The sequence below is a fragment of the Stutzerimonas sp. genome, from assembly GCF_982611455.1.
The window spans coordinates 97074-114836 of sequence record NZ_CEXBBO010000009.1 but is presented as its reverse complement, the minus strand read 5'-3'; the positions used below and the strand labels follow the sequence as shown (position 1 = coordinate 114836).

Sequence of the window (17763 nt, the reverse complement as noted above, 5' to 3'; positions counted from 1 at the left end):
ATGTCTGACTCGATCAATCTGGAGCTTCACTGGCTGTTGGCGATTGTCCAAAGCATCGACGTTGGCGTCGTGGTGCTAGATCGCGACTACCGCGTCGATGTATGGAACACCTTCATGGAGAATCGCTCCGGGCGGTTGCCTGAAGATGCGCATAAAAAGTCTTTCTTTGAGCTGTTCCCTGAAGTGGACGAGCATTGGTTTCGGCGCAAGGTGGAAAACGTCGCGACGCTCGGTACTCCATCCTCCACGATCTGGGAGCAGCGTCCGTACCTGCTGCGATTCAAGAACTACCAGCCGATCACCGGGTTGGAAGACTTCATGTATCAGAACACCACGCTGCTGCCGTTGAAGGGGCTCAATGGCAGCATCGAGCAGATCTGCTTGATTATCTACGATGTGACCGACGTGGCAACCAACCGCCGCCAGCTGCAGGCGGCAAACCAGGAACTGCGGCGACTATCCAGTACCGATCGCCTCACAGGCCTGTTCAACCGAGGCCATTGGGAAGAAATGCTGCGTCAGGATTATGCCCGGCACCGTCGTTACGACAGCAATGCAGCGCTGGTGATGTTCGACATAGATCATTTCAAGAAGATTAATGACAAATACGGCCACCAGGCTGGTGATGCCGTGATTCAGCAAACCGCCCATCTTATCCGGCAGAACATGCGGGGCGCCGACGTCGCCGGACGCTATGGCGGTGAAGAATTCGTGGTCCTGCTGCCGGACACCGACAGTGAGGGTGCGGTGATGTTTGCCGAGCGGCTGCGTCAGTCCGCCGAAGCTTATGAAGTGAACCACGAGAACCACAACATTCGCTTTACCATCAGCTTCGGTATCGCCGATCTCAGTCTGCCTACGAGCGGCTATGCGCAACTGATCGAACGGGCTGACAGCGCGCTCTATGCGTCGAAATCGGCGGGTCGCAACCGAGTGACGCTCTACCTATAGGCCGTTTGTCGTTAGGCCGGACTACGTTCAGTCAGAAAATTCAACAGCGCGACCTCCTCACTGCTCATCCATTTGCGCTTTCTCGCCTTTGGCAATCTTGCGAGCTCGCCCGACGCAAACGCGTCGAGGACGTCGGGGTGGATGTAGCATTGGCGACAGACCGCTGGGGTGTTACCCAGCTGGCGGGACACGTCCTTGACTGTTTCGACCAGGTTGCGGCGAGCGACTGCCTCTGGTTGCCACTCATGCTTACGCAGATATTCCAGTGCCAGGGCACTGCCTGCCCAGGTGCGATAATCCTTGGCGGTAAAGTCGCCGCCGGTCATTTCGCGAAGAAACTGATTTACGTCGCTGGAACTCACGGCATGGCGCTGGTTGTTTTCGTCCAGATACTGGAACAGATGCTGCCCAGGCAGTTCCATGCAGCGCCGCATGATGCGCGCCAGGCGCTGGTTTTTCAGCGTGACCTGATGTTCCACGCCGCTTTTGCCTCGAAACTGAAAGCGAATCGCAGTACCGCGTACATCCACGTGGCGTGTGCGTAGCGTGGTCAGGCCATAGGAGCGGTTTTCGCGCGCGTAGCGTGAATTGCCAACGCGAATCAACGTCGACTCCAGCAGCTGTACAACCAGCGCCATGACTTTCTCTCGTGGCATTCCACGCAGCGCCAGACTCTGCTCCAGACGCGCGCGCAGCTTGGGCAACGATGCGCCGAACGACAGGATACGCTCGTACTTGTTGCTGTCTCGAATCTCTCGCCAGCGTGGGTGGTAGCGGTATTGTTTACGGCCGCGTGCGTCTCGCCCGGTTGCCTGCATGTGACCCATGGGATCGGGACAAATCCATACGTCGGTATAGGCAGGGGGGATGGCCAACTTGTTGATTCGCGAGATGTCCGCTGTATCGCGAATACGTTCTCCGCTTGGAAGAAAGTAGGCGAACTTGCCTTTCAGTATCCGACGGCTAATGCCGGGACCAGTGTCATCGACATAGTGCAGATCAGCAGGAAGTGCCGGACAAAAAGCCGTGCCGGTATCGGATCGCTCATCCTCCGGCACTGGACGAATACCTTCTGCCATGGGGCGGTGGGGCTCACCGCTAACGCTCTGGTCGATCAGCATGTGAAGCCCCTCATGGAAAGCATCGCGCCGCCAATATGCCACGTGATAGCGCAAGCAATCCCTCGGTCTTGCGACGCCTGGGTAGTCGTTGCAACGCGACTCCGTGCTTGGTACCGATGGCGGTCAGTTTTCACTCTCCGGGCTGTTACGCATCAACAGCCGTATCGCCGCAACCAGCTCATCGATCGCCTCGCGGTAGATGGCAGGGTCCGCTTTGGTTTCAGCCGTATTGGCGAGATGTCGCGCAGTTTCCAAGTGATCATTTATCGAGGAGTAGTCGCCTATCATATGAACGCTCCTAGGTCGCAGAATAAAAAGGGCAGTCGCGGTCAGCGCGGCGCCCGTCTCTTTAATGACCTATGTGAACGGCGGCCGTTCGCGCCGCATATCAGCGGGCTCGGGGATGGCTTAGCGCTTTGGCCCATTGCTGATTACCGCAGCGAGGGCAAGTGGCCGTCTTTTGACTCTCGATAATGCTTGGTAAACCACAACGCGTACACGCATATAGACCGCTGGAAGGTGCCTGCTGGTATAGCGGCCGATGTTCTTTCGGCAGTACCGGAAGTCCGGGTCGTACCGCTTCAGAATCGTTGAAAAAGAGACTGACATCGCCATCGGTTTCAAGAATGCCGAGGCGGATCTGACCCAAATGCTCAACGCCTTGCTGGCGCAGCTCCATGAAGAACTCGTCGGATGAAATGTTCAGACTGTCCAGACTGTTCAGTTCATACAACCCATCCTTGATGATCGTAACTGGCTTGCCCTCCATCCAGTTGGAGAGTCGCTCGCTATGGGTCATCGCCAGGACTGTCAGCCTATAGAGTAAAAGCAGGGTGACGAAAACCGCTGCGATCGGAAGCAGCGGCACATCCTCGTAGAAAGACACGTCACCGGCTGCCGACCCCAGCGTCAGAATCACCACCAGCTCGAATAGCGATAGCTGCCTAATACCGCGGCGCCCGCTGATCTTCAGGAACAGAAATACCCCAACGAAGGCGAAGAGTGCACGCAGCGCCACTTCAGCGAGGAACAGCAGCGGAAAATCGTCCAGCAGCAAGCGCTGCCAATCAAAGGGAGTCATGCCGGCCTCGTTAGTGAAAGTCGATCGTTCGGCCATTCATCCCGATATGCCCGGTTGCGCTGGCATGGACCAGGCGCTCAGCGGTACGCCATCCTTGCTCAGCTGCAGGCGCGCTTTCTCCAGCAGCCCAGCAAGGTGAGCAGGATCGACGTATTGAGAACGAGCGATGTGGGAAATTGCCAGGAGCTCATCACCCGCCGCGTTGACTACACGCAGCGAAAAGCTGGCATCTTCGGTATTTGCCTTGGCGGTTGCATGGCTGGGTAGAAAGGCCATCTCGCTGATGCGCATGGCTTCATCTAGTGCGAGGTGCTGGGCGGTCATGGTCATCACTCCGCGGTGTTGCGAGAAGCCATCCCATCGGCTGGCGCGACGTTGAAGACGAGGTCGATGCCATCGCCACTGCCATCACCTACGACCGACCCCACGACGGGCTTGTGCGTTATCCGACGGCCTTGGTAGTGCTCGCGCAATCTCTGTTGAGCCACTTCACAGACATGCGTGATCAGCCCGGTGAACTGAGCATCTCGTGGAATGATGAATTTCAGCGTGATGCAATGCCCTTCGACACCCTCCGGCAAGTTTGCCAGTCCGCTGCTGTGCCACTGATCATTAACGTAGGCTTCTGCACCTTTCATGGCTCGCTCCTGTTTATCCACTTATTGCTGGGACCGTAAAACAAGCGAATGGATCAGTCTGAAAGCGGAACCAGGATGCGGGCTGGATTCGAGTCGCAAACGAAAAAGCCCGGTGCTTGCGCAACCGGGCCATTACTCATTCACAAGTTGGCGCGTTCATTCCGGCATGTGCCATGGGGCGAGGTCGACACCCTGACGGCTCAGGTCGGCGCGGGCTTGTTCCAGTGACTGGCCAAGCTTGACCGGATCGGAATAGACGCTGCTAGAAAGTTTGCAATGGCCAACGGCACGGGATTCGCTGCCATCTACAACGGTGATGCTGAGCTCACCATCGCCTTCAAGAAGGGTCCAGGCGACGCACTGGAAGGGCTTGAACGCGCGATCAGTGATGAGAAGGGCGTCGTTGAAGCGAAGAGGGCTGTTCATGGGGCATGTCTCTCTGTGTGATACCCAAGGAATCGGATTGAGCCTTGCCGCCAGGCTGCCGGCGTTGGCCTTACATTCCATTGATGTACACAGAGGACTGATAAGTCACATTGAGAGTTCGTCATCCTTAAGTATTTTTACAATTAGTCGAAGGTATAACACTGGGTGTGCTTCTGTTCGTCATCAAGCCTGTGGCGCATGCCGCAATTTTGCTGGCGCGGTGCGGTCTTTCCAGTCGTTTGGAGCAACATTAAACAACCGGCGGAGTTGTATCGGCGTGGCGAGAAAGCTATCGCTGAGATGAAAAAAATGGCCGGGGCTTTAAGCACCCGGCCATTTAATTTTGTTTATAACTACCGAACGCTGAGTGGCATCGACTACGCCGTCACACCTTGAACTGCCGGAGCAGCCTATTCAACTGTTCGGCCAGTTCCCCCAGCTGATCGCCAGCTGCGCTCGATTGCTCCGCGGCAAGGGTACTCTCCTGTGCCAGTCCGGCTGCCTGAGTTACGTTCTGATTGATGTCTTCGACCACGTGGGCCTGCTGCAGCGTAGCGCTGGCAATCGAGGCGTTGAGGCCCGACAGGGTGCGCAGTGCCTGTGCGATCTGACCCAGGCTTTCACCTGCCTGACTGGCTTGTTCGACAGTGGCTTGCGAAGCTCGACTACTTTCCATGATGACGGTGACTGCGGCACCGGAATTCTTCTGCAAGCGTTCGATCATCGTATGGATTTCCGCGGTCGACTGCTGTGTGCGCTGCGCCAGCAGGCGGACTTCGTCAGCCACGACGGCGAAACCACGACCTTGCTCACCAGCACGCGCCGCCTCGATCGCTGCGTTTAGTGCCAGGAGATTGGTTTGGTCGGCAATCGAACCGATCACCTCAAGGACCGAGCCGATCTTGGTGGTTTCATCTGCCAGCGATTGAATCACGCCGACAGCTTCGCCGATGGTAGTCGACAGCTCACCGATCTGTTGCAGGCTGGTTGCGATGCTGCGCTGGCCATGACCTGCCTGGCTTTCGGCTTCTCCGACCTCGCTGGAAGCATGCTCGGCATTCTTCGCTACCTCCTGTACCGCATAAGTCACTTCGTTGATGGCCGTTGCCACCAGTTCCATTTGCTGCGATTGCTGCTGGCTCTGCTTGTGCGCTTGTCCGGCAAGCCCGCCGAGGGCATTGGAGGATTGCTCCAGCGATCCAGCAGTTTCGAACAGCTGACCGATAACCGTACGGAGCTTCTGAATAAAGGTGTTGAAGTCGCGGCTCAGGGTCGTCAGCTCGTCATTTCCCGAGACGTCGAGGTTGCGTGTGAGATCGGCTTCGCCGCTGGCGATGTTGGCCATGGCCTGCATGGAGTGGCGCAACGGCTGGGTGATGCTACGAATGAGAATGGCGACCAACACGGCCATCAGCGCGGCGATAGCCAGCCCGATGATGGAGAAGCGAACCAGGTAATTCCGGAATTCCGCTTCCACGTCGTCGACATAGATGCCTGTGCCGATGATCCAGCCCCAGGGCTTGAACAGCTCAACGTAGGAAATCTTCGGTACGGGGTCCTTTGCGCCTGGTTTGGACCATTGGTAATCCACCAGACCTGCGCCCTGCAGTCGGGCTATTTTGACCATCTCGTTGAACAGCGCCTTGCCGTTCGGATCTTTAAGATTGGATAGGTTTTGACCTTCTAGTTCCGGCTTCATGGGATGCATGAGCATCGTCGGCGTCATGTCGTTGATCCAGAAATAATCGTTCTGGCCGTAGCGCAGCACGCGGATCTGGTCCATGGCGGCCTTTTGCGCCTCGGCGGTACTCAGGGTCCCGCTGGCTTCGAGCTGCTGGTAATAGTCGAGAATGCCGTTGGCCGTCTCGACGATGTTTTGGGTCATGACCTGCTTGCCCTTGTACAGGTCAGTCCGTACTTGCTGAATCATCAACAGGCCGAGGATGAATAGCATGGCGACTGCTACCACCGGAATCAGCCAGAGGCGTTTACTGATCGGGAAATTTCGCAGCAGATTCATTGGCTTGTGAGCTCCTGTTGAGGCTTTATCTACATTATTTTTGTAAGGTGTGTCGGGCTGGAGCCTGGCGTCATGGTCTGCCCTGGGGTTTTTCATATGGCAGCGATTGTTTTCATACGCCATCGAATAGCGTTTCGGCAGATCTCGATAAAAGATGAGAGTGCCAGCTTCGAGGCAGTGAATTTAATTGGTACAAGCGAGTCAGAACAGCGCTCAGATGGCTGTCTGGCATATACCTTGGTTGCATATTCAAGCGCGGTGGTTTGCACCGCTGATGGGGATTAGATGGATCTTTGGATTGCCTTCCAGGCATTGATTCTAGGTGTGGTAGAAGGCATCACTGAATTTCTCCCTATTTCCAGTACGGGACACCAGATCATCGTTGCCGACCTGATCGGCTTTGGCGGCGAGCGGGCACTGGCTTTCAACATCATCATCCAGCTGGGCGCGATCTTGGCTGTGGTGTGGGAGTACCGGCGCAAGATTTTCGACGTGGTGATTGGGTTGCCCAAGGAAAGACAGGCGCAAAAGTTCACCGGCAATCTGCTGGTGGCGTTCTTTCCCGCTGTGGTACTCGGAGTGACTTTTGCAGATCTGATTCACGAATACTTGTTCAATCCGATTACTGTGGCGACTGCGCTGGTTATTGGTGGCGTGGTCATGCTCTGGGCGGAAAAGCGTCAGCACCGCGTCCAGGCAGAGACCGTCGACGACATGCACTGGACCCACGCGCTGAAGGTGGGTTGCGCCCAATGCTTGGCGCTTATTCCGGGCACGTCGCGTTCCGGGGCCACCATCATCGGCGGGTTGTTGTTCGGACTGTCTCGCAAAGCGGCCACCGAGTTTTCCTTCTTCCTGGCGATGCCGACCATGGTCGGCGCGGCGGTCTACTCGGGCTATAAATACCGCGAGCTGTTTCAGCCGAGCGACTTTCCGGTGTTTGCGATCGGCTTCGTCACCTCGTTCATCTTCGCGATGCTGGCGGTTCGGGCACTACTGAAATTTATAGGCAACCATAGCTATGCGGCATTTGCCTGGTATCGAATCATCTTCGGCATCATCATCCTGGCGACCTGGCAGTTCAGCCTGATCGACTGGAGTACAGCAACGGGCTGAGCGCGCTGAAAAGCTGATTGCTGAAGGAGCGCCCCCGTGAACGCTTACGAACATCAATTGCTGCAGACCAATGGCATCACGCTAAGCGTCTACAGTGCAGGGCCGGAACAAGGGCCGGTGGTCTGGCTGCTGCACGGCTTCCCGGAGAGTTGGTATTCGTGGCGCCATCAGATGCGTGCTCTTGCCGAGGCGGGCTACCGCGTCCTGGTGCCGGAAATGCGCGGCTATGGGCGCACCAGTGCCCCTGACGATACAGCCGCGTATGACTTGATTACCGTGTGTGGCGACATTCAGGCCGCGATGGATCTGCTCGATCATCGCTCGGTGGCGGTAGTTGGTCACGACTGGGGCGCCCCCATTGCCTGGCACCTGGCGTTGCTTGAGCCCCTGCGAGTCCGTGCAGTTGCCGCGATGGCCGTCCCTTACGGCGGGCGCCCGAAAAAGCCTGCCATCGAAATCATCCGCAGCCAGTTCGCTGACCGCTTCAACTACATCCTTTATTTCCAGCAACCCGGTGTCGCCGAGGCGGAGCTGGATCAGGATATTCCGCGGACCTTGCGAATGATGATGCACAACACCTCGGCGGCCGTGCCCAAGGATTTCTTCCTGCAGAACAAGCCGGCCGACAGCTCCCTTTACTTTGGAATGCAGGACCCCGGCATGCCTCCGACATGGTGCGGTCCTGACGCCTTTGAGGTATATGAACGCACCTTCGAGGGGCGTGGCTTTCGAGGGGCGCTCAACTGGTACCGCAACTTCCAGCGGAACTGGGAGCGGACCGCACCGCTCGCCGAGCGCAGGGTTGAACAACCGGCGCTGTTTCTGCTGGGTGATAAGGACCCGGTCGGAACGCTCGAAGCGCACACGTTGCAGAAGATGCCTACCTGGGTGCCGGATCTTGAGCAGCACCTACTGAGCGACTGCGGTCACTGGATACAGAACGAGCAGCCTGAACGGGTCAACGAGTTGCTGCTGAATTTCCTGAGCCGTCGATATCAATTCGGGCAGTAGTCCGAACGGCGCGAACCATTGCCGCCGGACAAACGCCCGCTAGAATGCTGGACCTTTGTCATCGAGCCTTTCCATCATGGAATTACGTGGTCGGCTGAAAAGCTGGAACGATCAGAAAGGATTTGGCTTTATCCGGCCTGAGCAGGGCGGTGACGACATCTTCGCGCATATCTCGGCCATGCGCGGTGCCCGCCGACCCGTGCAGGGCGACCGGGTGTTGTATCTGAGCGAACGGGACAAGGCCGGGCGCATGTGTCGTGCCACGCATATTCGTCTGGATGCGCCAATGTCGCTCGACGAGTCAGCCATTCGTCGCAAGCCGGTCCTGCCGAAGCCTAACCCCGCACAGCGTACAAAGGACGAGCCGCGCGCTCGCCGAAATGGTCCGCTTCGACAACCGCTGCTGAAATCGCTGTGTTTCGTCCTGGTTTGCCTGTTGCCGTCGCTCGGTATTCTCCGACTGGCCGGGCAGGGCAGCTACTGGCCGCTGTTTGCCTACTCGCTGGGAAGCCTATTAGCCTTTGCCCTTTATGTGCACGACAAACGCAGTGCGCTGCGCCGCGGCTGGCGCACACCGGAGGCGCGTCTGCATCTGGTCGAACTGCTCGGTGGCTGGCCGGGTGCGCTGGTCGCCCAGCAGGCATTGCGACACAAGACCCGCAAGCTGTCGTTCCAGCTGGTGTTCTGGCTAATCGTAATCGCGCACCAGGTGGCATGGTTCGACTATCTGCATCTCCAGCGGCTGTATCGATTGTTGCCGCATGCCTGAGCTCAACCCGGCCCAGGCAGCGGTGGGAGCGTTACTCGATGACAAACTGCAGACGTAAAAACGCCCCGTATTGACGGGGCGCCTTTCATGGCCTGTAACTCTTAAATCACGCCAAGGCTACGCAGGTAATCATCGTAGGTGCCGCTGAAGTCGGTCACGCCCGAGTCGGACAACTCGATGATGCGTGTCGCCAGCGAGCCGACGAACTCGCGGTCATGGCTGACGAAGATCAGCGTGCCCGGATAGTTCTCTAGCGCCAGGTTCAACGCCTCGATCGACTCCATGTCGAGGTGGTTGGTCGGTTCGTCCATCACCAGCACATTGGGCTTTTTCAGGATCAGCTTGCCGAACAGCATGCGGCCTTGCTCGCCACCGGAAATCACCCGAACGGATTTTAGAATCTCGTCGTTGGAGAACAGCATGCGACCGAGCGTGCCACGCACCACCTGTTCCCCGCCCTGAGTCCACTGACCCATCCAGTCGAACAGCGTCACGTCGTCTTCGAAGTCATCGGCGTGGTCCTGCGCGTAGTAGCCGAGCTCAGCGCTTTCGGTCCATTTCACCGAACCGGCGTCGGGCTGCAGTTCGCCGACCAAGGTGCGCAGCAGGGTGGTCTTGCCGATGCCGTTGGGCCCGATGATGGCGACGCGCTCGCCGGCCTCGACGGTGAAGCTGAAATTCTTGAACAGCGTCTTGCCGTCGAAGCCCTTGGCCATGTGCTCGACGGTCACAGCCTGGCGGTGCAACTTCTTGGTTTGCTCGAAGCGGATGAATGGGCTGACGCGGCTGGATGGCTTGACCTCGGCCAGCTGGATCTTGTCGATCTGTTTGGCGCGCGAAGTAGCCTGCTTGGCTTTCGAGGCGTTGGCCGAGAAGCGGCTGACGAAGGTTTGCAATTCAGCAATCTGCGCTTTCTTCTTCGCGTTATCCGACAGCAGCTGCTCGCGCGACTGAGTCGCAGCGGTCATGTACTCGTCGTAGTTACCTGGGAACAGGCGCAGCTCGCCGTAATCCAGGTCGGCCATGTGCGTGCACACGCTGTTGAGAAAGTGCCGGTCGTGGGAAATGATGATCATGGTGCTGTTACGCGCCGTGAGAATGTTTTCCAGCCAGCGAATCGTATTGATGTCCAAGTGGTTGGTCGGTTCGTCGAGCAGCAGCACTTCCGGGTCGGAAAACAGGGCCTGCGCCAGCAGCACGCGCAGCTTCCAACCGGGCGCAACTTCGCTCATCGGGCCGAAATGCTGCTCAAGGGGAATTCCCAGTCCCAGTAGCAGCTCACCGGCGCGGGACTCGGCGGTATAGCCGTCCATTTCCGCGAATTCGGTTTCCAGTTCGGCCACCGCCATGCCGTCTTCTTCGCTCATTTCCGGCAGTGAATAGATGCGTTCGCGCTCGGCCTTGACCTTCCACAGCTCCTCGTGACCCATGATTACCGTGTCGATGACGTTGAAGTCTTCGTAGGCGAACTGATCCTGACGCAGCTTACCCAGCCGCACATTGGGTTCGAGCATGACCTGGCCGGCGGACGGTTCGAGATCGCCGCCGAGGATTTTCATGAAAGTCGACTTGCCGCAGCCGTTGGCACCGATCAGGCCGTAGCGATTGCCGTTACCGAACTTGACGGAGACGTTTTCGAACAGCGGCTTGGCGCCGAACTGCATGGTGATGTTAGCGGTGGAGATCAAAGCGTTGTCCTGGGGGTTTCGAAGCGGATCGCCAAGCGATCCAGGCGCGACCAAGCCCGGTTGGTTTGACCGGTACAAGAAGGCGGTTGCGTAAAAAGGGCATGCATTGTAGTGCGGTTGGCGCCGATTCGACAGGGCCTGGGGTCGTCCGGGCGTTACGAACGATGATTCGCGGCTGGTAAATCGAGCGGACATAAGGCGCAAGGGCGCCACAGTCATCCAACGTGAAGGAGTGGAGGGAGTGCCGCGAATGGCCACCAAGGGGCCGTGCAGTCCATCGCCGACCACGATGGACGGCCGCGATGGATGACGCACCCGGGCGGAAATGTGGCGTCAGGTCAGGAACGGTGCATCCGGTTACAGCCAGCCTTGCTCCTTATAGAACCGCTTGGCGCCCTCATGCAGCGGCGCGGTGAGGCCGACGCGGATCATGTCCTTGGCTTCCAAACGGGCGAAGGCAGGATGCAGGCGCTTGAATCGTTCGAGATTGTCGAATACGGCTTTGACCAACTGATAAACGACTTCCGGGTCGGTCTTCTCCGTGGTTGCCAGCACCGCCTTACCGCCGATCGAAGGCACTGCAGCATCCACGCCCGGGTAGAGCCCGGCTGGAATCTCGGCGGCGGTGTAGTAATCGGCACCCTGTAGAAATTTCTCGATATCCGCACCGTTGACTGGAATCAGCTCGGCTTCGACATTGGTCAGTGCCTCCTGAATGGCGCCGCTGGGATGACCAACTACGTAAGTGATCGCGTCAAGGTTGTTGTCGCCGAGCGCCGAGGCCATTTCCGCGGGCTTGAGTTCGCCTGCCAGGGAAAAGTCAGCATTGGTCCAGCCCTTGGCCTTCATCACTTCGTCGAAGGTGTCGCGGCTACCGGAGCCGGGAACGCCGATATTCACTCGCTTGCCCTTGAGATCATCGAAGGTCTCGATACCGCTGTCGCTTCGGGCGACGACGGTGAGAATCTCGGTCTGCAAGGAAAATACCGCCCGTAATTCTTCAATCGGACCTTCCTTGTCGAACGGAGGGAGACCATTCAACGCTTTATGTTGGTGGTCGGATTGGATGAAGCCGAATTCGAATTCGCCGTTTTGCAAAGACACGATGTTAGTCACGCTGCCGGCCGTGGAAGGCGCGTTGCATTTGATTGCCGGCTCCGTCTCGGCGCGATTGAGGAACCGGCATACCGACTGGCCGGCGGTGTAATAGACGCCGGTCTGGCCGCCGGTACCGATAGTGACGAAGCGCTCCTGGGCTACAGCCGTGGTCGCGCTCAGCGAGCCCGCCAAGACACAGCCGAGCAAACTGATACGGATATTCTGGTTCATCGTCATTCCCTCTCATGTTGTTGTTATTGAGTGAAACAAGGGTCAGCCACGTGCCATCTATCACGGCGATGGCGGCTTATCCGGCATCGTTGCTCTGCTACGCAAGAACCGCTCAGGCGCTGGCAGCAATCACCATGATTTCCACGAGCACATCCGCCGATGCGAGGCGTGCCTCTACGGTTGCCCGCGCGGGTGCGCAGCCGGCCGGCAGCCACTCGCTCCAGACTGCATTCATCGCTGCGAAGTCGGCGTCGATATCCTTTAGCCAGATCTGTGCGCTAAGCATCTGTGAACGGTCGGAACCGGCCGCGGCCAGCAGATCGTCTATCTTCGCCAACACCTGGCGGGTCTGGCCGGTCACGTCCTCGCTGCGGTCATCCGGCACCTGTCCGGCCAAAAAAACCAAGTTGGCGAAGGTAACGGCGGCAGACATGCGTTCGTTGCTGTTGATGCGCTGCAAGGTCATACGGAACCCTCTTTTAGAAAATGAAGTTAGGAAGCAAGCGTCAAGCCATCCAGCGCAACGCTACAACGCTGGTTACTGATCAGGTCACAAAGGAGATCGGCGCTGCCGCAAGCCAGGGTGAAACCAAGGCTGCCGTGACCGACGTTGAGCCAGAGGTTGTCAATGCCAGTCGCGCCAAGCAGCGGCGTACCCTCCGGGGTCGCCGGGCGCAAGCCTGCCCACTGGGTAGCGCTGCGATAATCTCCCGCGGCGGGAAAGGTCTCGCTGGCGAGGCGTTGCAGCATCGCGATTCGCCCGCGGTCGACGCTGGCATCCCAACCGCCTATATCGACCATCGCGGCGACGCGCAGTTGATCGCCGAGGCGTGCGTATACCACCTTATTGTCGTAATCGGTCACGTTGGTTTCCGGGATTCCTACACGGCTACTCAACGGCAGTGTCAGGCTCAGGCTATAGCCCTTGAGCGGATAGATCGGCAGTTCGATGCCGAGCGGCCGCAGCAGCGCGACGCTGGCGGCACCGGCGGCAATAATCAAATGATCCGGCTTCAGCTCCTCCTTGCCGAGATTCAGCGAGCGAATCCGGCCGCGCTCGCTGTGCAACGCGCTGACCTCCTGTCCACAATGCAACCGAAAGCCCGGTGATTGCTCCAGCCGTTCGAGCAGGCGTCGACAGAACAAATGACAATCGGCGACCTCATCGCCCGGCGAATAGATGCCGCCTCTCAGTTCTCCGGCCAAAGGGAGCAGCGCGGGCTCGATTTCGGTGCACCGCTGGGCGTCGAGCACTAATTGATCCGAACTCGTACCGGCAGCAGCTTTGTCGAAACTCGCGCGATCACGGTAGATCACCAGCTTGCCATTGGCGCGCCAGGCGAAGTCGCTCAGCCCGTCCTGTTCGCGCCAGCTGCGCAATACCTGCTGACTGTGCAGCGCCAGGCGCAGCAGGTGCGCCGCGTTGCGCCGGTTGGTCGAACGCCGACAGGCGAGTAGAAAGCGTAGGCACCAGCGCCACTGCTGCATACTCATCCGCGGTCGGAAACGCAGAGGCGCATCGGCGCCGCGGAACATCCAGCCGAGCGCCTGCAAGGGAACACCTGCATCGGCCAGGGGCGAGACGTAGCGATAACTCAGCTGGCCGCCGTTGGCGAAACTGGTCTCCAGCGCAACCTGATCGCGCTTTTCGATCAGATCGACCTGATGGCCCTGGCGTATCAGCGCATAGGCCGTGGTCAGGCCGACAACGCCGGCACCAATTACTGCAATTCGCATCGCTTCGCTCCCTGATCGTGGTGATAGGAGCCTATGGTGAAGGCGAGCGCAGCGGCTAATGAAAGGTTGAAGGCAACACATAACCTGAGGTTATGCTCCAGCCGATCAGTCAGAGAACGTACGCATGCGCCTTCGCCACATCGAATTGTTCCAGGCCATTCTGCAGACCGGCAGTGTCACCGCCGCGGCGCAGCTGCTGCATATCTCGCAGCCGGCGGCGTGCAAGATTCTCAAGCATGCCGAGCAGCAGCTCGGATTCGCGCTGTTCAATCGCGTGCGCGGCAAGCTGCAGCCGACCGCGGAGGCGCGCATCCTTCAGCAAGAAACCGAACGCCTGGCGGCTGACTTGCAGAACCTCCGGCGTCTAGCGGGCAACCTCGGCCGCGGCGAAGAGCGCGCGTTGCGACTGATCTGCACACCCGCGTTGGCACAGGCGCTGCTGCCCGAAGCATTGCGCCGTTGGCGGGGCCGCTTCGCCAGCACGCCATGTCAGCTCGCGACCCAACATACGGCGGAAATCGTAGAGGCGTTGCTACTGCGCGAAGCCGATCTTGGGCTGACATTGCAGGCCGTGGAACATCCGGGGCTCAGCAGCCAGATCCTCGCGCAAGGCCAAATGATGGTGATCGCCCCGAGCGGTTGGTGGCCCGATAAGGTGTTGCAGCAAACCTTGCGGCTAGAGGAACTGGCCGATGCGCCGTTGATCGGGTTGGATACCCGCGATGCGTTGGGCGGCCTTCTGCGAGGCCATCTGGAGCAGCTCAGCCCACCACCGCGTATCGATACCTGGGTGCAGACCTACCAGCTGGCGCGTTCGCTAGTAGCCACCGGGCAGGGGATTGCATTGGTCGATCCAATCACGGCGTTGGCCAACGAAGGGCAATTGGTTCAGGCACGCCCACTGGAGCCGCTGATTCCGGTGCCGCTGTATGCGCTGGTGCGGGCGCAGGAAGTGCCGTCAGCGGCGCAATTGGAGTTGCTGAATCAGGTTCGCCAACAAGCAGACAAGCTGATGGCCGCGCAGGGTCGGCTCTGATGTCCCGCGTTCCGGCCTGATCGGCAGAGTCGCTGCGCTACCATCATGGCCATCTTTTACCTCGGCCGGTTTTCATGGATCACACTTCTCCACATAGCCAATACCAGCAGGCCATTGCCCGCAAGGGGTTCATCAGCGATGCAGCCCAGTTGCGCGCCGTCGAGTTGATGCAGCGCTGTCATGAAGCGCTGCATCAGCTCGGAGCGATCGAAGAATCTCCACGTGGCATTTATCTTTGGGGGCCGGTGGGGCGTGGCAAGACCTGGCTGATGGATATCTTCCATCGCAGCTTGCAGGTCCCGTCCCGCCGGCAGCATTTCCATCACTTTATGCGCTGGGTGCATATCCGTCTGTTCGAGCTCAATGGCACGGCTGATCCGCTACGAGCGCTCGCGCAGGAGCTGGGCGAGGACGTTCGAGTGCTGTGTTTCGACGAGCTGTTCGTCGGCGACATCGGCGATGCGATCATCCTTGGAGGCTTGTTCCAGGCGATGTTCGAGCACGGTGTGGTCATTGTCGCCACTTCCAATCAGCCGCCCGATCAGCTGTATGCCGACGGCTTCAATCGCGAGCGTTTCCTGCCAGCCATCGACGCCATCGAGCAGCATATGCAGATCGTCAATTTGGATGGCGGCGAAGATCACCGATTGCGACCCGGTGCTGCGCTGCAGCGCTACTGGATCAGCGACAGCGAAACCGCCTGCCCATTGCGGAGCGTGTTCGATGAACTGGCTGACGGCGCCTTTGATACCGAGCCTGTGCTCATCGGCAGGCGGCCGTTGCAGGTGGTGCGTTGCAGCCAGTCAGTCATCTGGTGCCGTTTCGCCGATCTCTGCGAGCAGCCGTTTTCCGCGCTGGATTTCATCGAGCTGTGCGATCGCTTTTCCACGATTCTCATCAGCGAAGTGCCGCAGCTCGGCAGCGAACAGAGGGACGGGCGCATTGCACGCGGCACCGAAGACGCTCCCATGCGCGTGATAGCGGGAGATCGCGAGCTGCCGAAACTGGCCGTACGCGATGATTCGGTTAGACGTTTCATTGCGCTGGTGGATGAATGCTACGACCGCCGCGTGCCGTTGTATCTGAAAGCGCAGGTGCCACTGGAAGAGCTATATACCGAGGGTTATCTGTCGTTCGCCTTTCGCCGCACGCTGAGCCGGCTGCGCGAAATGCAACTGCAGCGTTTCGGCGCGGCAGATTGACGACTATTAGTCACGATAAAAGACCTGCACCAAGTGATAGCCGAATTGGCTTTTCACCGGCCCATGTACCTCACGCAGCGGCTTCTTGAAAATCACCTGATCGATGCTGCGCACCATTTGACCGGGGCGTACTTCGCCCAGGTCGCCACCTTTCTTGGCGGACGGGCAGATCGAATGTTTTTTAGCCAGCACATCGAAGGCTTCGCCATTCGCGATGCGTTTTTTCAGTTGTGCGGCTTCGGCTTCGGTCTTTACCAGAATGTGGCGCGCCATGGCTTTGGGCATTTCAGGTCTCCTTGGATGCGGCGGCGATTGTAGTCAGCACGCCGGCAAAACCGAAGCCGCATCGCTGCCATGATGACCGTTCGGCCGAAACAAAACCCGACGAACGGTAGTTATAGCCATTCTATGTTAGCGCTACCATTCGGCTCAACAATCATAACGCAGCACGTCGATGCTGCCGGAGAGCCGATAGTGGATTCCCACTCCAACAGCGATTTTCCTGCTGCCAACCGTACGTTGGTGGTCATGGGCGTCAGCGGATCGGGCAAGACCGACACCAGCCATGCCGTCGCCGATGCATTGGGTTTTCGTCATATCGAAGCCGATAACTTCCATCCCGAAGAGAACGTCGCACGCATGCGTGCCGGCACGCCGCTGTCCGACGCGGATCGTGTCGAGTGGCTGCAGAAGCTCGTCATCGAGATGCAAAAGGCAATCGAAGACGACGTAGGCTTCGTGCTGGCCTGTTCAGCGCTCAAGCGCCGCTACCGCGATCTGTTACGCGACGCGGTGCCGGAATTGCGTTTCGCGCATCTGTCCATCGATTACGACACTGCCGTTCAGCGCGTCGGTGGCCGTGCTGGGCATTTCATGCCGATTTCCTTGGTTGACAGCCAGTTCGCCACACTCGAATCACCGGAAGGCGAACCCGGTGTACTGGTGGTCGATGCCAGCCAATCACGCGAGCAAGTTCTAGAAGAAATCGTTAGCTGGGTGCAGCGCGACCCTGGTTTGGAAATCGCCGATCGCGAGGACCTTTCCGCGCGCCCGCTTGATAGCGCTAACACAGATTTTGAACACGGCGCTGAGCTGACCAGCGCGCCCATCTACAGCGGAAAAATCGCCCAGAGCTTCGATCGGATCACCGATTGGCTGATGGCAGCCTTGCTCGCTTTTATGGTGATCGTCGTGTTCAGCAGCGTGGTGCTGCGTTACGCCTTCGGGACCGGTTGGACTGGCGCCGAGGAGCTTTCGCGGTTGGCCTTCGTCTGGCTGGTGTTCGTCGGCGTCGCATCGAGCATGCGCCGCGGAGAGCTGATGGCCTTCAGCATGATCCGTGATCGTTTTCCAAGGTTGTTTCGCCGTCTGGTCGATTCGGTCAGCTGGCTGATGGTGGCCGTTGCCAGCGGCATGGCTGCTATGGGCGGATGGAACCAGATGCAGTTCGGCTGGAATATCAACAGCCCGGTGGTGGGCTACCCGCTGGCAGTGGCGATGCTTCCGGTGATGGCCAGCATGATCGCACTGATGGTCCTGGCGCTTTTGCAACTCCTGAACGTATGGCGGGGACAGCCCCAGCCGCATGCTGCCGACGCCAATGTAACGGCCGACTGACTTTTCGATAACAACATGGGC

General features: G+C 58.7%; 19 protein-coding genes. 7 read left to right on the top strand and 12 right to left on the bottom strand.

The features are described from left to right. Positions 1-951 (top strand): sensor domain-containing diguanylate cyclase, encoded by a 951-nt coding sequence (locus tag AC2LD7_RS08025; protein WP_484597233.1) that lies wholly within the window; start codon positions 1-3, stop codon positions 949-951. 11 nt (positions 952-962) lie between these two features. Here AC2LD7_RS08025 and AC2LD7_RS08020 read toward each other — a convergent pair whose 3' ends face one another. The 7 genes from AC2LD7_RS08020 to AC2LD7_RS07990 form a co-directional block, all read right to left on the bottom strand. Continuing rightward, a complete protein-coding gene (locus tag AC2LD7_RS08020; RefSeq protein ID WP_484597232.1) occupies positions 963-2072 on the bottom strand; it encodes a DNA topoisomerase IB in 1110 nt (369 codons plus the stop codon). A gap of 123 nt (positions 2073-2195) precedes the next feature. Next, positions 2196-2360 (bottom strand): hypothetical protein, encoded by a 165-nt coding sequence (locus tag AC2LD7_RS08015; protein ID WP_484597231.1) that lies wholly within the window; start codon positions 2358-2360, stop codon positions 2196-2198. 100 nt (positions 2361-2460) lie between these two features. Then, entirely contained in the window at positions 2461-3153 is a 693-nt protein-coding gene (locus tag AC2LD7_RS08010) for a DUF421 domain-containing protein (protein WP_484597230.1), read from the bottom strand. Between the two features lie 36 nt (positions 3154-3189). Beyond that, entirely contained in the window at positions 3190-3477 is a 288-nt protein-coding gene (locus AC2LD7_RS08005) for a hypothetical protein (protein ID WP_484597229.1), read from the bottom strand. Positions 3478-3482: 5 nt separating this feature from the next. After that, positions 3483-3791, bottom strand: coding sequence for a hypothetical protein (locus tag AC2LD7_RS08000; RefSeq protein WP_484597228.1), 309 nt, complete (start codon positions 3789-3791; stop codon positions 3483-3485). A gap of 156 nt (positions 3792-3947) precedes the next feature. After that, on the bottom strand, positions 3948-4217 hold the full coding sequence (locus tag AC2LD7_RS07995) for a hypothetical protein (RefSeq protein WP_484597227.1): 270 nt from the start codon (positions 4215-4217) through the stop codon (positions 3948-3950). A gap of 385 nt (positions 4218-4602) precedes the next feature. Beyond that, a complete protein-coding gene (locus AC2LD7_RS07990; protein WP_484597226.1) occupies positions 4603-6237 on the bottom strand; it encodes a methyl-accepting chemotaxis protein in 1635 nt (544 codons plus the stop codon). A 285-nt stretch (positions 6238-6522) separates the two neighbouring features. On the opposite strand from AC2LD7_RS07990, the gene AC2LD7_RS07985 reads away from it, so the two are divergent. The 3 genes from AC2LD7_RS07985 (at position 6523) to AC2LD7_RS07975 (ending at position 9133) form a co-directional block, all read left to right on the top strand. Further along, entirely contained in the window at positions 6523-7353 is an 831-nt protein-coding gene (locus AC2LD7_RS07985) for an undecaprenyl-diphosphate phosphatase (protein ID WP_484597225.1), read from the top strand. Between the two features lie 36 nt (positions 7354-7389). Continuing rightward, on the top strand, positions 7390-8364 hold the full coding sequence (locus tag AC2LD7_RS07980; protein ID WP_484597224.1) for an alpha/beta fold hydrolase: 975 nt from the start codon (positions 7390-7392) through the stop codon (positions 8362-8364). A 76-nt stretch (positions 8365-8440) separates the two neighbouring features. Then, a complete protein-coding gene (locus AC2LD7_RS07975; RefSeq protein ID WP_484597223.1) occupies positions 8441-9133 on the top strand; it encodes a DUF1294 domain-containing protein in 693 nt (230 codons plus the stop codon). 101 nt (positions 9134-9234) lie between these two features. Here AC2LD7_RS07975 and AC2LD7_RS07970 read toward each other — a convergent pair whose 3' ends face one another. The 4 genes from AC2LD7_RS07970 to AC2LD7_RS07955 form a co-directional block, all read right to left on the bottom strand. Continuing rightward, a complete protein-coding gene (locus AC2LD7_RS07970; RefSeq protein WP_484597222.1) occupies positions 9235-10821 on the bottom strand; it encodes an ABC-F family ATPase in 1587 nt (528 codons plus the stop codon). A gap of 357 nt (positions 10822-11178) precedes the next feature. Then, positions 11179-12150 carry a TAXI family TRAP transporter solute-binding subunit gene (locus AC2LD7_RS07965; RefSeq protein WP_484597221.1) on the bottom strand — a complete coding sequence of 324 codons (972 nt, stop codon included), beginning with the start codon at positions 12148-12150 and terminating at the stop codon, positions 11179-11181. 112 nt (positions 12151-12262) lie between these two features. Continuing rightward, positions 12263-12616: a RidA family protein gene (locus AC2LD7_RS07960; protein ID WP_484597220.1), complete on the bottom strand. Its 354-nt coding sequence runs from the start codon at positions 12614-12616 to the stop codon at positions 12263-12265. A gap of 26 nt (positions 12617-12642) precedes the next feature. Next, positions 12643-13968 carry a D-amino acid dehydrogenase gene (locus AC2LD7_RS07955; RefSeq protein WP_484597219.1) on the bottom strand — a complete coding sequence of 442 codons (1326 nt, stop codon included), beginning with the start codon at positions 13966-13968 and terminating at the stop codon, positions 12643-12645. A gap of 43 nt (positions 13969-14011) precedes the next feature. Here AC2LD7_RS07955 and AC2LD7_RS07950 point away from each other — a divergent pair, with 43 nt between their 5' ends. Together AC2LD7_RS07950 and zapE are read left to right on the top strand one after the other, a co-directional pair. Beyond that, complete coding sequence (locus AC2LD7_RS07950) at positions 14012-14923, top strand: LysR family transcriptional regulator (protein ID WP_484597218.1); 912 nt, start codon at positions 14012-14014, stop codon at positions 14921-14923. Between the two features lie 74 nt (positions 14924-14997). Next, the gene (gene zapE, locus AC2LD7_RS07945; protein WP_484597217.1) at positions 14998-16125 is read left to right on the top strand and encodes a cell division protein ZapE; all 1128 of its coding nucleotides are present in this window, start codon (positions 14998-15000) and stop codon (positions 16123-16125) included. A 6-nt stretch (positions 16126-16131) separates the two neighbouring features. On the opposite strand, the gene AC2LD7_RS07940 is transcribed toward zapE, so the two are convergent. Then, the gene (locus tag AC2LD7_RS07940) at positions 16132-16410 is read right to left on the bottom strand and encodes a peptidylprolyl isomerase (protein ID WP_484597216.1); all 279 of its coding nucleotides are present in this window, start codon (positions 16408-16410) and stop codon (positions 16132-16134) included. A 243-nt stretch (positions 16411-16653) separates the two neighbouring features. Between AC2LD7_RS07940 and AC2LD7_RS07935 the strand changes: the two genes are divergently transcribed. Then, positions 16654-17742, top strand: a complete 1089-nt coding sequence (locus AC2LD7_RS07935; RefSeq protein ID WP_484597267.1) for a gluconokinase, GntK/IdnK-type — start codon at positions 16654-16656, stop codon at positions 17740-17742. Positions 17743-17763 lie beyond the last annotated feature (21 nt).

Bases quoted from the DNA above. Each gene is read 5' to 3' on its own strand.
- AC2LD7_RS08025 (WP_484597233.1), top strand. From the start codon at position 1: ATGTCTGACTCGATCAATCTGGAGCTTCACTGGCTGTTGGCGATTGTC.
- AC2LD7_RS08020 (WP_484597232.1), bottom strand. From the start codon at position 2,072: ATGCTGATCGACCAGAGCGTTAGCGGTGAGCCCCACCGCCCCATGGCA.
- AC2LD7_RS08015 (WP_484597231.1), bottom strand. From the start codon at position 2,360: ATGATAGGCGACTACTCCTCGATAAATGATCACTTGGAAACTGCGCGA.
- AC2LD7_RS08010 (WP_484597230.1), bottom strand. From the start codon at position 3,153: ATGACTCCCTTTGATTGGCAGCGCTTGCTGCTGGACGATTTTCCGCTG.
- AC2LD7_RS08005 (WP_484597229.1), bottom strand. From the start codon at position 3,477: ATGACCGCCCAGCACCTCGCACTAGATGAAGCCATGCGCATCAGCGAG.
- AC2LD7_RS08000 (WP_484597228.1), bottom strand. From the start codon at position 3,791: ATGAAAGGTGCAGAAGCCTACGTTAATGATCAGTGGCACAGCAGCGGA.
- AC2LD7_RS07995 (WP_484597227.1), bottom strand. From the start codon at position 4,217: ATGAACAGCCCTCTTCGCTTCAACGACGCCCTTCTCATCACTGATCGC.
- AC2LD7_RS07990 (WP_484597226.1), bottom strand. From the start codon at position 6,237: ATGAATCTGCTGCGAAATTTCCCGATCAGTAAACGCCTCTGGCTGATT.
- AC2LD7_RS07985 (WP_484597225.1), top strand. From the start codon at position 6,523: ATGGATCTTTGGATTGCCTTCCAGGCATTGATTCTAGGTGTGGTAGAA.
- AC2LD7_RS07975 (WP_484597223.1), top strand. From the start codon at position 8,441: ATGGAATTACGTGGTCGGCTGAAAAGCTGGAACGATCAGAAAGGATTT.
- AC2LD7_RS07965 (WP_484597221.1), bottom strand. From the start codon at position 12,150: ATGAACCAGAATATCCGTATCAGTTTGCTCGGCTGTGTCTTGGCGGGC.
- AC2LD7_RS07960 (WP_484597220.1), bottom strand. From the start codon at position 12,616: ATGACCTTGCAGCGCATCAACAGCAACGAACGCATGTCTGCCGCCGTT.
- AC2LD7_RS07955 (WP_484597219.1), bottom strand. From the start codon at position 13,968: ATGTGTTGCCTTCAACCTTTCATTAGCCGCTGCGCTCGCCTTCACCAT.
- AC2LD7_RS07950 (WP_484597218.1), top strand. From the start codon at position 14,012: ATGCGCCTTCGCCACATCGAATTGTTCCAGGCCATTCTGCAGACCGGC.
- zapE (WP_484597217.1), top strand. From the start codon at position 14,998: ATGGATCACACTTCTCCACATAGCCAATACCAGCAGGCCATTGCCCGC.
- AC2LD7_RS07940 (WP_484597216.1), bottom strand. From the start codon at position 16,410: ATGCCCAAAGCCATGGCGCGCCACATTCTGGTAAAGACCGAAGCCGAA.
- AC2LD7_RS07935 (WP_484597267.1), top strand. From the start codon at position 16,654: ATGGGCGTCAGCGGATCGGGCAAGACCGACACCAGCCATGCCGTCGCC.